A 13,226-nucleotide genomic window follows, 5' to 3' on the forward strand; every position below is an offset into this window, starting at 1 on the left:
GATCAATTCGAATAAAGATCGCTTTGAATTCATACCAAATCTTTAACTGTTATAGATATTATAAATCGGAAAATAGTTTTCAATTGATAAAAACTTTGTATTTTTGTACTATTAAATTTTAAAAACCAATTATTATGTCACTAGTAGGAAAAAAATTCCCAAACGTAGCAATCGACGCAATGAGCGAAATGGGAGATGATTTGAAAATCAACATCTTTGAAGAAGCAACAAAAAATCAACAAAAAGTAATTTTGTTTTGGTACCCAAAAGATTTCACGTTTGTTTGCCCAACTGAGCTTCACGCTTTCCAAGAGGCTTTACCAGAATTCGAAAAAAGAAACACCAAAGTAATCGGAGCTTCTTGCGATACCAACGAAGTACACTTTGCGTGGTTAAATACTGCAAAAGATAATGGAGGAATCGAAGGTGTAACTTATCCGATTCTTGCCGATACTCACAGACAATTGGCGAACATTCTTGGAATTGTAGATCAGGATTTCGAATTTGACGAAGAAGGCAATGAATTCTACACTGGTTCTAACGTTACTTACAGAGCAACTTACCTAATCGACGAAACCGGAAAAATCTTCCACGAATCTGTGAACGATATGCCATTGGGAAGAAACGTAAAAGAATTCTTAAGGTTAATTGATGCGTACACGCACGTACAAAAACATGGTGAAGTATGCCCTGCGAACTGGGAAGAAGGCAAAGATGCAATGAAAGCGGATAGAAACTCTACTGCGGAATACCTTGCGACTCACAACAACTAATTAAAAATAACACAACCGAAATGTACACAGAATTAACAGAAGACACTTTGCAACAAATTGTTGCAGAACAAGATCAGGTTGTAGTACAATACGGCGCATCCTGGTGCGGGAACTGCAGAATTATGAAACCAAAATTCAAAAAATTGGCTGCAGAGAACGAAAATATTCCTTTCTACTACGTAGATGCGGAGAAATTGCCGGAAAGCCGTAAATTGGCTAAAGTAGATAATTTACCAACCTTTGCAATATTTAAAAAAGGGGAATTATTCAACCAAGTACAGACCAATCAAGCGGAAAGTCTTATTAACCTTTTTAACGAAGCGAACTCATGAAACTACCTATAATTAGACAGTTTTACCAAACTCAAACTCCGGAAAACTTAGAAAAAACTTTAGAGGTTTTAGAAGCTTTCTGCGAATTTCGAGGCGCCACGGAAGAAGACCTTAATGTAGTAGGAGAACTGATTACCAATATCTGCGGAGCATTGGAAGTTCACAACAACGTGAAAAACGGACTGAGTGAAAAAGATGCACTGAACGGATTTGCACAAAAAGTTTTAGGGTCTATCGACAAGTAAAACCAACTTGCTGAATAGCAAAAAACGCGGGATATTTTCCCGCGTTTTTTATTTGTGATTTTTCTTTCCTTTTTTGTGCTTATCCTTCTTGTATTTTCCTTTTTTATAGTCGCCGTATTGGTCGTCATCTTGCCAATTTCGGTTGTTATTCCAAGACCCATTTCGCTTCTTGGTTTGTCCGTAAGCATAATCTTTTGCATTACCACCGTAGATCTTTTTAGCCTGTCCCGGAGGTAATCTTTTTGCATTTCCGTTTGGATAATAAACGGTATTATTACCATTTCTTCCCAAAACTCCCGGTCGGCCCGATACGTCGCCGGTTCTTATTACACGCCCGTTTTGGTATACATTCCCATTTCTATCACGATAAATCTCGCCTTGTCGGTAAACTGTTCCGTCCGATGATCGGTAAACAGTTCCATTGTTTGGATAATTATTGCCATAAACATCATTCGCCGTTCCACATGAAGCGAGGGTGAAAGCGAGTCCTGCCATAGCAACTATCTTAAATAGACTTTTCATTTTTTCTAACTATTTAAAGTTCTCAATAGCTATTTCAATGATGATGCCAAACGGAAAAATTTTTGATTTTAGAAAAAAGTCAAGAAAAGAAAACACTTAAGGAAACATACAAAATCGGTCTGTTTTAAGAAACACCAATTGTTTTGCTTCTTCTCTCCAGCAGAAGTACATCTCGCCAAACGCCATTCATTTGAGCAATTTTCTCGCGCTTTCCAACGATTCTGAAACCAAATTTCTGATGAATAATTAAACTCGGTTGATTCTCTGGGAAAATACCTGCTTGAAGCATCCAAAAACCATGTTCTTCGCTGGCGAGGATTAATTTCTGAAGCAACATCGCACCCAAACCTTTTCCTTGCGCAACATTCGACAAATAAATACTTACCTCGGCAACACCTTTGTAGCAATCGCGGTTGCTGATGGGTTGCAACGCCGCCCAACCTACAACATTTTCGTTTTCATCCTCCAAAATCAATCGAGCTATTTTGAAATATTTCTGGTCCCAAGCTTCCCAACTTGGTGCTGTTTGGTCGAAAGTTGCATTGCCGCCGGCAATTCCTTCTTCGAAAATTTCGATGACTTTGGCGCCATCTTCAGGTTGCATTTCGCGTATTTCGTAGTTCATTTTTAATGATATTTTTTCTTAATTCTTCTTTTAATTCTGGAATAATGGATTTGCTTATCGGTTTCGTTTTCAGAAATCACACTGATATTTCCATCCACTTCCATGATGGATAGTTTCACTTCTTCTATTTTTTCAACACCGTGTTCGCGTACAGATTCTTCAAGTTCATCAAGCGATATTTCTACTTTTTGTAAATTTTCGAGCAGAACCTTACCATCGCGAATTAAAATGACCGGATCAGACTCTAAAAAGCTTTTCACTTTAGGATTTTTAAACATCATTTTTTTTAATAAAAAATTAGTTAGAAAAAGTACAAAAGCTGCTAAAAGACCACCTTCTAATGAAGAATTTGTACCAACCATCGCATTTTGAACTGCATTGGAAATTAGAAGAAGCAGCACTACATCGCCGGCATTAAGCTGTGATAGCTGGTTTTTTCCGAAAATGCGAATACCCGCCACGATAAAAAGATAAACTACGAGGGAACGTAAAACAATGTTGAGTAAATCCTCCATTAAAAATTTTTAATAAAGGTAAAAAAATGCGAAAAAATTATGAACTCTTTTTAGGATTATATCACTTCTGACCGTAGAAAAAATTCTAAGTTAAAAAAAAAGACCTTGCCGAAAAGGCTGACAAGGTCATTATTTTGTAATAAAAGGCTGGAAATTACGCTTCCATTTCTTTCTTTAAGTACTTTGCCGTCAATGATTTTCTAGATTTAATGATTTCTTCGGGCGTTCCTTTCGCAATGATTTCGCCGCCTTTGTTACCGCCTTCTAAACCAACATCGATGATGTGATCCGCCATTTTAATCACATCTAAATTATGTTCGATGATGATGAAAGAATTCCCCAAATCCACCAGTTTATTGATGGCATCCATTAAGACTTTCACATCTTCAAAATGCAATCCTGTGGTCGGTTCATCCAAAATGTAAAGGGTATTTCCGGTTTGTCTTTTCGCCAATTCGGTTGCGAGTTTTATCCTTTGCGCTTCACCGCCCGAAAGCGTGGTCGATTGCTGACCAAGCGTGATATAACCCAAACCAACATCTTGCAACGTTTTCACTTTAGCAAAAATTTTCGGAATCGGTTGGAAAAATTCCGTAGCTTCATCGATGGTCATTTCCAAGACATCTGCGATTGATTTTCCTTTGTAGCGAACCTCGAGGGTTTCTCTGTTGAAGCGTTTTCCGTTACATGTTTCGCAGTGTACATATACATCTGGCAGAAAATTCATTTCAATCACTTTCAGGCCGCCACCTTGGCAAGTTTCGCATCTGCCTCCTTTGACATTAAATGAAAAACGACCGGCTTTGTAACCTCTAATTTTCGATTCTGGCAATTCTGCGAACAAATTTCTGATGTCGGTAAACATTCCGGTATAAGTTGCCGGATTCGAACGCGGGGTTCTTCCGATCGGAGTTTGGTCTACATCAACAATTTTATCAATATGTTCGATTCCTTCGATTTTTTTGTATGGCAAAGGTTCCTGAACACTTCTATAGAAATGTCGGTTAAGAATTGGGTATAGAGTTCCGTTGATTAAAGAAGATTTTCCACTACCAGAAATCCCTGTTACAACGACCAATTTTCCTAATGGAATTTCCAGGGTTACATTCTTTAAATTATTTCCGGTAGCACCTTTCAGTACAATCGAATTACCGTTGCCGGATCGTCTTTTTTCAGGGATTTCGAGTTTTCTTTTTCCGGTGATATAATCTGCAGTGATGGTATTGGCTTTGAGCAAATTTTTCGGTTTTCCCTGCCAAAGAACTTCACCGCCGTATTTTCCTGCTCGCGGACCAATATCAAGAACTTCATCTGCTTCCAGAATCATGTCTTTATCATGCTCCACAACGATTACGGAGTTTCCAATATCGCGAAGATGTTTCAGGGAATTGATGAGTCTTTCATTATCCCTTTGATGAAGTCCGATAGAAGGTTCATCGAGGATATAAAGCACATTCACGAGTTGCGATCCAATTTGGGTAGCCAAACGAATACGCTGCGATTCCCCACCAGAAAGCGTTCGAGAACTTCTGCTTAAACTCAGATAATCCAATCCAACATCCAGGAGAAATTGCAATCTTGTTTTGATTTCCTTTAAGATTTCGTGGGCAATTACTTTATTTTTCTCGCTGAAAGTATCTTCAACATCATTCAGCCACGTTTTTAAATCGAGGAGAGAAAGTGCGTTGATCTCAGCAATATTTTTTCCATCAATTTTAAAACTTAGACTTGATGGTTGCAACCGCGTACCTTTACATTGCGGGCAAACTTCTTCGGTGGTAAAATGTCTTTCGAGGAGCACTGCGTCATAGCTATCCTTATCCTCAATCATATCATTAATGAGTGACACCAAACCGTCAAAATTCACCTTGATTTTTTTGGTGATTCCTGCGTATTTTAAATCTTTATTAAATTCTTTGTGGCAACCGTTGTAGATATAATCCAAAGCTTCCTGAGGAATATCCTTGAATGAGGTCATCAATCCGAGACCAAATATTTCGAGAATATTTTTGATCTGCCCGAGAATCCATTTGTTGGATTTAATATCCTCCAAAGGCAATAAAGCCCCTTGATTGATGGAAAGATTGGCGTTTTCAACAAAATAATCAGTGTTTACCTTTTTTATGGTTCCCAAACCTTTGCAATGTGGGCAACTGCCTTTTGGTGAATTGAATGAGAAGGTATTCGGTTCTGGCAATGCCATGGAATAACCGCTTTCGGCATCCATTAAATTTTTTGAGAAATATTCGATTTCGTCCGAACCCAGTTTCTGAATTCCGATAGTCCCTTCGCCCATTTGCATGGCTGTTCGCAAGGATTTTTCCATTCGGTTTTCGGTTGCGTTTTCGCCTATAATCCAACGGTCGATAACAATGTCGATATCGTGAGTTTTGTAGCGGTCGAGTTTCAGGTCGATTTCAATGTCTTGCAATTCGCCATCAATTCTTGCCTGTCCATATCCTTTTTTCGCCATTTGAACGAAAAGCTCGTGGTAATGTCCTTTTCTGGAACGAACCACAGGAGCCATGAGCATTACTTTTTCGCCTTTATAATTTTGCTGGATCGCTTCCAAAATTTGCTCCTCGGAATAGCTCACAAGTTTTTTTCCACTGGAAAGTGAATACGCATCGGAAACCCTTGCGAACAATAACCTCAGAAAATCGTAAAGTTCGGTAACGGTACCTACGGTTGATCTTGGATTTTTATTGGTTGTTTTCTGCTCAATTGCGATTACCGGCGACAGACCGTCGATTTTATCAACGTCTGGTCTTTCGAGGCCACCGAGGAATTGCCTTGCGTACGCTGAGAAGGTTTCGATGTATCTGCGCTGTCCTTCAGCGAAAATCGTATCGAATGCGAGCGAAGATTTCCCGCTTCCCGATAATCCGGTGATGACTACGAGTTCGTTTCGGGGGATTTTTACGGAGATATTTTTCAGGTTGTGTTCCCGCGCTCCGTAAATTTCAATATATTCTTTGGAATCTTTCATTTTAATGCTCCGAAATTAGCCAATTCGGGATTGGCAAAAATACGGAAATTTTATGGCATTTCGCATGAAGGATTCTGAGTGAAAAGAGATAAGATTCAAGACACAAGATTTAAGAATTTAGGAAGTTAAATCAAATACAGTCCGACTATTTGATATGTTATCATCTACTTTTGGAGTTTTCCTTTTTATGTTAAATTTAAAAAAAACATTAAAAAATGAAAGTTCATTATGAGCTGAGTGCGTGATCATTAACCAAAATAATGTTTTTTAATATGATGTTTATTGATAATTCTTATCATACATCAATAAATTGATTGATGAAAGTAGTTACTTTTGCAAAGAATTTTAAATAACAATCAATTCACAATGAAAAAACTATCAATCCTCGCATTATCAGCTTTTTTATTTGCAGTATCATGTAAAGAGTCGAAAACGGACAATGCCTCAACTTCTACCGAACAAGCTGTAGCTGAACAAAAAGGTGAAACCTATACCGTAAATGCAGACAGCAGCTTGGTAAAATGGACAGGGTACCACAAAGGCGGTCTAAACCCAAGATTCGGAATCATGAAAACTTCAGGAACTCTTACTTTAGATGGTGACAACCTAACTTCAGGAAGTTTAAGCGCTGACGTTAATACTTTGGTAACCGATCCTGCATCTGTAGATCCTGCACAAAGCGAAGGAAAAACTTCTGCAGATTTAGATGGCCACTTGAAAAGCGCTGACTTCTTTGACGTAGCAAAATATCCAACTGTGAAATTCGAAATCACTAAGGTTGAAGATTTAGCAGCAGGAACTGAAAGCAAAACTGAAGGTGCTAACAAAACTGTAAGCGGTAACCTTACCATCAAAGACAAAACAGTAAACGTAACCTTCCCAGCAAAAGTAGTTGTAGCGAACGGAAAAGCAGAACTTACTTCAAAATTCACCATCAATAGACAAGATTGGGGATTGGCTTACGGAGCAGAAGGAGATCCAAAAGATTGGATGATCTCTCAGGAAGTAGATTTAGAGCTTCATATTGTTGCTACAAAATAAGCTAAAATCAAATAGTATAAATAATAATCCGCCTTAAATCGAGGTGGATTTTTTATTTTTCAGTGATAGATTTTTGGTATTTTAGCTGAGTTGGAGCCAAAAATTAACTTTTTTTTACATGAAATTTATGAATCCACAAAAAAAGAATCATTGGTACAATAAAAAACTATAAAACCATATGAAACAAACTCATTAATTATGCAAAACAATCGTTTTCAGGACGAAAATTTAAGATTAACTGATTTCGAGAATGAAGTTTTGGTTGAATGTCCAATGTGCAAAAAAAAAGGCCGTTGCGAAAACCTCTACCGAAGCCAAAAAAGTAAGACTATATTGCGAAAACTGCAGCTATAACAAGGAAATTGTTGCCGAAGCAACCGTGTTGGGCATCACCGGGAATTGGAGAATGGCAGCACATCAATATTTTGGAGCCGAATTGTGGTTGCAATATCCCTTTAAAAATGATGTTTTCTGGAGCTATAACCACGAGCATTTGGCGTATTTGGAACAATATATTTCTGCCGCTTTGCGCGAACACAGAGACCGTTCGCATTTTACTTTATTAGAAAAGCTCCCCAAATTTTACCACGAAGCCAAAAACCGAGATGCCTTACTAAAAATTATTAAAAAACTTAAAAACAAATAATTTTTTTGAATAAAAAAAGGATTACAATGTTTTGTAACCCTTTTGTAGTGGAGAATACGGGGATCGAACCCGTCACCTTTAGACTGCCAGAAAGATATTGGGCATCCCTCAAAGTGTAATTAATTGATTGTCAATGTTTTTTATTTTGCTAATTCCGTTAGTTTTTGGGCATTGTACCCCAAATTGTTACCCAGTCTGGAATTATTGTTTTTTGTATTTTTCGTAATAAACCCCCGTTGGTGATCCTATGTTAATATGGGAAATTGTAACGTGTTGATTTATAGAAATCTTTATTTTTTAAATTTGGTGATTTTACGGAATTTAAGGATGTTTTTACACGGCAGTTTACACGATTGGAACAATATTTTTTATTACTGATTTAAGCGATTTTTACCAATAAAGACTACCATTCATCTTTTCGCTCAATGAATGATTTTAACGCTGATATGTTGGTTTTCTGAAAGGAAACAATATCATCCAATAGCTTTTGCTTTGCGAATTTGGTTGCATCGTCATTTGTTTTCATAAATTGAATATAGTCAGCATAATCTTTCTCCAACTCTAAACCCATTAGGTTTTCAACTATAATTATATTTGAAATGGAGTATCTGAATTTATTATCTTTGATTTCAGTCGTTACCTTATATTTAGCTTTATCTAACTCAAATTTAGAAATGGCATATTCAGGAGTAACCTCATTATAGCTAATCATTCCAATTGACGGATCATCAACATCAATTACATATTTAGATTTATTGGTTTCCTGATTTAAGTACGTTTTAATTTTTTTATAAATTTCATCTTTTGAAGCGTTAACTTCTACAACTTCACTTAATTTATAAACTCCGTCAACTAGTTTTATTTCTTGGGAAAACCCAAAAACCGAAACAAAACCAAATAGTATAAATAATTTTTTCATAACTGTATTTTTAATTGATTTTTTCTAAAATATAGGAAATAAGTAATAAGATTCCTATCGCTGCCAAATAGTACGGCATTCTGTTGTTTATTCCGTAGGGTGCTTTCATGGGTTTAAGATAATTTATTAATATAATCGTAAATAGCCCAACAATTTTTTATTTGCAATTCCCTATCTTGATTATCTTCTATTGACTTATCAGGATTTAATGCTTCCAGAATCACATATTTAAAATGCTTATCGTGCTTTTTTACCTTCTTAATGGTGAAATTGTCGTCCTTATCAAAGAACCCCATTATTTTGCCCTCCATATTAGCATCCCAATCCTCACCTCTTTTTCTTTCTGCTAAAATCACCCACGAACCATCAGGAATCTGTTCATGACTTCCGTCAGTCATACTGTCGCCCTCAAATTCAGCTAAAATAATTCTATTGGCGTTTGTTGGTTTTTCCGTAACTGAAACGGTGGTTTTCTCTAATTTATCCTCAAAATAAGAATCTGCATAATATGTACTACCAAGTCCGAGCCTTCCCTTTACCGGTAGCACGTATGCTTCCAATGTATGGAATATTGTTTCGGATTTCGGCTTTATGTTCTTTCCGTTGGTTACTTTCTTTAGCTGTTCGAGTGCATCGGCTTTTTTGTCGGTTAATCCAACCATTTGGTCAGCTTCTTCTCGCTTTTGGATTGATAACATTTCTGTACTATTCAATCCGTAAACTTCTTCTAATTTTAATGCAATCTTCTTACTTAACTTTCGTGTTCCAGTAACAAAATTTGAAACATAGGCATCTGTAACGCCTAGCTTTTCTGCTACTCCTATTTGTCGCAATGGATCTTTTGCAACAATATCCGAAATAATTTTTTGAAAATTTGTCATTTTGTTTGTTAGTAAACAAAATTTGTTTAAATTTGTCAGACTTAAATAAACAAAATTTGTTTGACGTTTTAAATGTTGGTCAACAAAATTAATAATAATATTATTTATAAAACAAATAAAAAGATGAATTTTTTCAAATTAACACCTGAGCAGAAGCGACTTCGTAAGAAAGAAATGTACTTGGAGTACCTTAAACGCTCAAAAAAACCCAATGTTATACTTTATGAGTTACGAAGTGAATTAGCAGTTAAATATGGCTATAAAAATGAAAAGGTGGTGGAATACACTATTTTCAGAATGAAAAAACAAAAAGAATTAACACAAAAAAACCAATTTTTAAAATAAATTAATATGAACTTAATCAACATCAGCGATCCTGCATCAATCAAAAATTATTTTCTCAAAGTGAGAGAATTACAAAAATCAGGTAATGAATTTCCAGTGAATCTGGATGATGTATTTCCTTTAGTGTATTCCCAGAGAGGTAAGGCAGTTTCTCACTTGCGAGATAACTTTATTGAAAATGAGGATTATACCATTATTTCCCAAATGGGAAAAAATACAAAAGGCAGAAATAAATATGAATATTTTCTTTCTGTTTCCGCAATGGAGTTTTTCGTGGCTAAAAAAGTAAAAGAAGTCTTTGAGGTTTATAGGCAGGTATTTCATAAAACTTTGGATGAAAAACAAAAACCATTATCGCAATTAGAGATTTTAGCACAATCAGCGCAAATACTATTACAGCAGGATCAGAGAATTTCCCAAATTGAATCCAAATTAAATCTAATTGAAGAAAATCAAATTATTGCAAAAGAAGAATTGTTCGCACTTCCATTTCCAATATCTAACGAACCAATCCCTGAAATGTCTACTAGGGATAAAATACGCAGAATGGTAAATAAATTATCTGTGAAATTAAACCTATCCCAGAACGATATTTGGAACAGAGTTTACCAAGAACTATACTATACATATCATGTAAGCATTAAGGCAAAGAAAAAAATAAGTAAATCAGAAAGTTGGCTTGATGTAGCAGATAGAACTGGAAACATAGATAAAATGTATATCGTAGTAAGCAACATAATCAATAAATAAAAAATTACAATGAAAAATTACAAAGAAATTTTTACAGAATGTAACAGCTCATTAACTTGTGGAATATCATCCGCAATCATAGATCATGATTCAGATAATCCTAAAAGAATGAGCGACAACGTGAGTTTGGTAATTGAGGGATACGATGGAGAAGAAGAAACTTCGAGCGTGGTTATTCTTTCAAAAGAAAACACAATCAATCTAGCTATTACCCTACTTAAATATGCGCAAAAACTAAATATAGTGATTAGCGATGTAGAATGCGTAACAAGCGCAGTTAAAGGTGATGATCTATACACAGAAAAGAATATACCTATAAGAGAAATTTTTAAATTATATCAACTGTAATGAAAACCAGGCCAAAAAGGGGACTAAATTTTTATAACTGTATATCAACACGTTACCCCTTTTTTTGGCTTTTTAGTAAACAAATTTTGTTTGTTTGTTTGTTGGTAAACATATTTTGTTTACATTTGCTAAACAATTAACAAAAACTGTTTATTATGAACACCACACTCACCACCCCAGTATTGCTAAGCGCAGAAATCGCAGAACAGATTACAGTCTATGCAGATTCTTTGAGAATGAATTTAAGAGATGAAATGATTAACGAAATGGGCGACTTCTCATTTTTAGTTGACATCAATTTGAATTTGGATTTGATCGAAGATGGTGATGGCTACAATGAGCCGAGATACTACTCTTTCGATGTTCTTGAATGCGAAGTGATATTAAATGAGTGCTACAATGAAGATGGCGAAGAAGTGAGATTGAAAGCATCTGAAATCGCTAAAATCGAAAAGAACCTTGCAAAGAATTTATCATTTGAAATTTATAAAAAATAGAAATATGAAAACCTTTTTAAACACTCTTTTAGCACTCTTAATTCTTTGGTCCGCAATTACCGTAGAATTAGCGACAATCACTCAGATTACATACGAATTTATCGGTTTGGGTCTATTGACTTTAGCACGAATGAATTACAGAAAATTAGTTGAGTTCTTAACTGCAAATTCTTACTGATATGAAAGAACTAACACTATTTCTGCAAACCTACCAAAAGCAATGGAACGGTGTGTATCCGATAACGGCAGATGTATTTCTCAAACTGCTTGAAAAATTCAAAGACTACAATTAACCAAAAAAATATTCATCATGAAAAAACAAATTGCCGAAGTTCAAAAATACTTCATAGACAAGATTACAGCGTGCCAATTCAATGTAACTGAAATCAAAGATACCAATGATGGGTGGTTTACTCTAAACGTTGAAATTGATGGTTTTACATTTAATTTCTCAGTAAAACCAAAAAGCCAACTCTGCACCGACACATTCGGTTTTATGGATATTAAAATCCCAAATGACAGACTGCAAAACCTTATCAATCTTATTGAAGCACACAAAGAGAAAATAAAATCTGAAAAGATTGAAAAACTAAAATCTGAATTATCTGAACTCGAAAAAGAACTTTCGTGATGTCTTATCAAAAGATTTTAGATGCGATACCAAAGGCTGAAATCCTAAAGTATCTGAAAAAAAACACTTCTCTTAATACTGGCGGTCGGGAGGTAGGAGCCTCGACCGCCAGCCGAAAGGCGATGATCCGAAAAATGCACGAAATACCTGTTAAAAATTCAAAAAATGAAAAATCTATTTAAAGCACTCGCTGCATTCCAGCAGGAAGTACCCATACTTCACAAAGACACCTCCGGATATTCTTACACATACACAGATCTTCCGGAGATTTTAAGAACGATAAATCCGCTACTCAAAAAACATGGTTTAGGATTTACACAGCCACTCAATGGTAATGAACTAAAAACAATCCTTTTTCATTTTGAATCCGGTGAAAGCATTGATTCATCAGTAGTAATCCCAGAAGATAGCATGAAAGGAATGAACAAATATCAATCACTTGGAAGTGGTATTACCTATATGAGAAGATATGCTCTATCATCAATTTTAGGACTTGTTACCGATAAAGATATGGATGCTTCTACTATTGAAGATAAGCTAAGCAGAATTGATAATCTTAATGACATGAATAGATTATACAAAGGTCTTTCTAAGGAACAGCAAGATTCCTTTGCAAAATTTTTTACTAAGAGAAAAGAAGAATTAACCGAAAAAATTAAATAATCATGGGAGCAAACAAAAATTTATTCATGCAAGACCGAGAAGAAGAACTTTTCGGCTTCGAGGAAAGAACAGGATATATCGATCCATATCAATTGATTTCAGACCAATTCGTGACTGATGCTCAAGAATATGAAGATGGAAATTTAAGCGCATTAGAAGTTGCTTTGAAAATGAGAAAGGATTATGAAAAATTGGAAATCCAAATGAACCTAAGAAAGACTTGGTTTGACGAAAATAAAGAAGCCATCGAAAACGAATCATCCAAATATCCGGAAGGTTACAAAGGTTACAAGGTTGTATTGCAAACAAGAACCACTTTGAACTTTAAGAATATTGATGAGTGGAAGGTATTAGAAAACGCAAAAAAAGACTTTGAAGCAAAAAGTAAAGCAGCACTTCTGATGGTTCAAAAAGGCGGTTTAAATGTAGATGCAGACGGAGCAGAAATTCCGCTTCCGGAAGTAAGTGTTTCATCTTTCCTAAAATTCGATAAAGCGAAATAAA

At 35.6% G+C, this 13,226-nt stretch carries 19 protein-coding genes; 13 read left to right on the forward strand and 6 right to left on the reverse strand.

Annotated features, from left to right (window positions below; all coding sequences use genetic code 11):
• The first annotated feature begins 134 nt into the window (after positions 1-134).
• The 3 genes from H0S70_RS06880 to H0S70_RS06890 are packed head-to-tail and all read left to right on the forward strand — an operon-like array spanning position 135 to position 1,350.
• Positions 135-773, forward strand: coding sequence for a peroxiredoxin (locus H0S70_RS06880; RefSeq protein WP_031501788.1), 639 nt, complete (start codon positions 135-137; stop codon positions 771-773).
• A 20-nt stretch (positions 774-793) separates the two neighbouring features.
• Positions 794-1,105 (forward strand): thioredoxin family protein, encoded by a 312-nt coding sequence (locus H0S70_RS06885; protein ID WP_031501789.1) that lies wholly within the window; start codon positions 794-796, stop codon positions 1,103-1,105.
• Positions 1,102-1,350: a DUF6952 family protein gene (locus tag H0S70_RS06890; RefSeq protein ID WP_188320260.1), complete on the forward strand. Its 249-nt coding sequence runs from the start codon at positions 1,102-1,104 to the stop codon at positions 1,348-1,350. The genes H0S70_RS06885 and H0S70_RS06890 overlap by 4 nt, the downstream gene beginning before the upstream one ends.
• Positions 1,351-1,398: 48 nt before the next feature.
• Here H0S70_RS06890 and H0S70_RS14275 read toward each other — a convergent pair whose 3' ends face one another.
• The 4 genes from H0S70_RS14275 to uvrA form a co-directional block, all read right to left on the reverse strand.
• On the reverse strand, positions 1,399-1,872 hold the full coding sequence (locus H0S70_RS14275; RefSeq protein WP_228453691.1) for a hypothetical protein: 474 nt from the start codon (positions 1,870-1,872) through the stop codon (positions 1,399-1,401).
• Between the two features lie 124 nt (positions 1,873-1,996).
• Positions 1,997-2,497 (reverse strand): GNAT family N-acetyltransferase, encoded by a 501-nt coding sequence (locus H0S70_RS06900; RefSeq protein ID WP_188320261.1) that lies wholly within the window; start codon positions 2,495-2,497, stop codon positions 1,997-1,999.
• 2 nt (positions 2,498-2,499) lie between these two features.
• Positions 2,500-3,012, reverse strand: coding sequence for a DUF421 domain-containing protein (locus H0S70_RS06905; protein WP_188320262.1), 513 nt, complete (start codon positions 3,010-3,012; stop codon positions 2,500-2,502).
• Between the two features lie 154 nt (positions 3,013-3,166).
• Complete coding sequence (gene uvrA, locus H0S70_RS06910; protein ID WP_088263606.1) at positions 3,167-6,001, reverse strand: excinuclease ABC subunit UvrA; 2,835 nt, start codon at positions 5,999-6,001, stop codon at positions 3,167-3,169.
• A 366-nt stretch (positions 6,002-6,367) separates the two neighbouring features.
• On the opposite strand from uvrA, the gene H0S70_RS06915 reads away from it, so the two are divergent.
• On the forward strand, positions 6,368-7,042 hold the full coding sequence (locus tag H0S70_RS06915) for a YceI family protein (protein ID WP_188320263.1): 675 nt from the start codon (positions 6,368-6,370) through the stop codon (positions 7,040-7,042).
• A gap of 250 nt (positions 7,043-7,292) precedes the next feature.
• The gene (locus H0S70_RS06920) at positions 7,293-7,688 is read left to right on the forward strand and encodes a hypothetical protein (protein ID WP_188320264.1); all 396 of its coding nucleotides are present in this window, start codon (positions 7,293-7,295) and stop codon (positions 7,686-7,688) included.
• A gap of 403 nt (positions 7,689-8,091) precedes the next feature.
• Here H0S70_RS06920 and H0S70_RS06925 read toward each other — a convergent pair whose 3' ends face one another.
• Positions 8,092-8,607, reverse strand: coding sequence for a DUF4468 domain-containing protein (locus H0S70_RS06925; protein ID WP_188320265.1), 516 nt, complete (start codon positions 8,605-8,607; stop codon positions 8,092-8,094).
• Between the two features lie 113 nt (positions 8,608-8,720).
• Positions 8,721-9,488 carry an XRE family transcriptional regulator gene (locus tag H0S70_RS06930; RefSeq protein ID WP_188320266.1) on the reverse strand — a complete coding sequence of 256 codons (768 nt, stop codon included), beginning with the start codon at positions 9,486-9,488 and terminating at the stop codon, positions 8,721-8,723.
• A gap of 123 nt (positions 9,489-9,611) precedes the next feature.
• Between H0S70_RS06930 and H0S70_RS06935 the strand changes: the two genes are divergently transcribed.
• The 8 genes from H0S70_RS06935 (at position 9,612) to H0S70_RS06970 (ending at position 13,225) form a co-directional block, all read left to right on the forward strand.
• Entirely contained in the window at positions 9,612-9,833 is a 222-nt protein-coding gene (locus H0S70_RS06935; protein ID WP_188320267.1) for a hypothetical protein, read from the forward strand.
• A gap of 6 nt (positions 9,834-9,839) precedes the next feature.
• Positions 9,840-10,583, forward strand: a complete 744-nt coding sequence (locus H0S70_RS06940; protein WP_188320268.1) for a hypothetical protein — start codon at positions 9,840-9,842, stop codon at positions 10,581-10,583.
• 9 nt (positions 10,584-10,592) lie between these two features.
• The gene (locus H0S70_RS06945; protein ID WP_188320269.1) at positions 10,593-10,931 is read left to right on the forward strand and encodes a hypothetical protein; all 339 of its coding nucleotides are present in this window, start codon (positions 10,593-10,595) and stop codon (positions 10,929-10,931) included.
• Between the two features lie 155 nt (positions 10,932-11,086).
• A complete protein-coding gene (locus tag H0S70_RS06950) occupies positions 11,087-11,428 on the forward strand; it encodes a hypothetical protein (RefSeq protein WP_188320270.1) in 342 nt (113 codons plus the stop codon).
• Between the two features lie 310 nt (positions 11,429-11,738).
• Positions 11,739-12,059: a hypothetical protein gene (locus H0S70_RS06955; protein ID WP_188320271.1), complete on the forward strand. Its 321-nt coding sequence runs from the start codon at positions 11,739-11,741 to the stop codon at positions 12,057-12,059.
• The gene (locus tag H0S70_RS06960; RefSeq protein ID WP_188320272.1) at positions 12,059-12,241 is read left to right on the forward strand and encodes a hypothetical protein; all 183 of its coding nucleotides are present in this window, start codon (positions 12,059-12,061) and stop codon (positions 12,239-12,241) included. The genes H0S70_RS06955 and H0S70_RS06960 overlap by 1 nt, the downstream gene beginning before the upstream one ends.
• Entirely contained in the window at positions 12,225-12,722 is a 498-nt protein-coding gene (locus tag H0S70_RS06965) for an ERF family protein (protein WP_188320273.1), read from the forward strand. Before H0S70_RS06960 ends, H0S70_RS06965 begins: the two co-directional genes overlap by 17 nt.
• A gap of 26 nt (positions 12,723-12,748) precedes the next feature.
• Complete coding sequence (locus H0S70_RS06970) at positions 12,749-13,225, forward strand: hypothetical protein (RefSeq protein ID WP_188320274.1); 477 nt, start codon at positions 12,749-12,751, stop codon at positions 13,223-13,225.
• Position 13,226: the final 1 nt, after the last annotated feature.

Origin of the sequence: Chryseobacterium manosquense (genome assembly GCF_014623485.1) — a bacterium.
Lineage (GTDB): Bacteria > Bacteroidota > Bacteroidia > Flavobacteriales > Weeksellaceae > Kaistella > Kaistella haifensis.

Coding starts and splice junctions, on each gene's coding strand:
- H0S70_RS06880 (WP_031501788.1), top strand. CDS start 135: ATGTCACTAGTAGGAAAAAAATTCCCAAACGTAGCAATCGACGCAATG.
- H0S70_RS06885 (WP_031501789.1), top strand. CDS start 794: ATGTACACAGAATTAACAGAAGACACTTTGCAACAAATTGTTGCAGAA.
- H0S70_RS06890 (WP_188320260.1), top strand. CDS start 1,102: ATGAAACTACCTATAATTAGACAGTTTTACCAAACTCAAACTCCGGAA.
- H0S70_RS14275 (WP_228453691.1), bottom strand. CDS start 1,872: ATGAAAAGTCTATTTAAGATAGTTGCTATGGCAGGACTCGCTTTCACC.
- H0S70_RS06900 (WP_188320261.1), bottom strand. CDS start 2,497: ATGAACTACGAAATACGCGAAATGCAACCTGAAGATGGCGCCAAAGTC.
- H0S70_RS06905 (WP_188320262.1), bottom strand. CDS start 3,012: ATGGAGGATTTACTCAACATTGTTTTACGTTCCCTCGTAGTTTATCTT.
- uvrA (WP_088263606.1), bottom strand. CDS start 6,001: ATGAAAGATTCCAAAGAATATATTGAAATTTACGGAGCGCGGGAACAC.
- H0S70_RS06915 (WP_188320263.1), top strand. CDS start 6,368: ATGAAAAAACTATCAATCCTCGCATTATCAGCTTTTTTATTTGCAGTA.
- H0S70_RS06920 (WP_188320264.1), top strand. CDS start 7,293: ATGAAGTTTTGGTTGAATGTCCAATGTGCAAAAAAAAAGGCCGTTGCG.
- H0S70_RS06925 (WP_188320265.1), bottom strand. CDS start 8,607: ATGAAAAAATTATTTATACTATTTGGTTTTGTTTCGGTTTTTGGGTTT.
- H0S70_RS06930 (WP_188320266.1), bottom strand. CDS start 9,488: ATGACAAATTTTCAAAAAATTATTTCGGATATTGTTGCAAAAGATCCA.
- H0S70_RS06935 (WP_188320267.1), top strand. CDS start 9,612: ATGAATTTTTTCAAATTAACACCTGAGCAGAAGCGACTTCGTAAGAAA.
- H0S70_RS06940 (WP_188320268.1), top strand. CDS start 9,840: ATGAACTTAATCAACATCAGCGATCCTGCATCAATCAAAAATTATTTT.
- H0S70_RS06945 (WP_188320269.1), top strand. CDS start 10,593: ATGAAAAATTACAAAGAAATTTTTACAGAATGTAACAGCTCATTAACT.
- H0S70_RS06950 (WP_188320270.1), top strand. CDS start 11,087: ATGAACACCACACTCACCACCCCAGTATTGCTAAGCGCAGAAATCGCA.
- H0S70_RS06955 (WP_188320271.1), top strand. CDS start 11,739: ATGAAAAAACAAATTGCCGAAGTTCAAAAATACTTCATAGACAAGATT.
- H0S70_RS06960 (WP_188320272.1), top strand. CDS start 12,059: ATGTCTTATCAAAAGATTTTAGATGCGATACCAAAGGCTGAAATCCTA.
- H0S70_RS06965 (WP_188320273.1), top strand. CDS start 12,225: ATGAAAAATCTATTTAAAGCACTCGCTGCATTCCAGCAGGAAGTACCC.
- H0S70_RS06970 (WP_188320274.1), top strand. CDS start 12,749: ATGCAAGACCGAGAAGAAGAACTTTTCGGCTTCGAGGAAAGAACAGGA.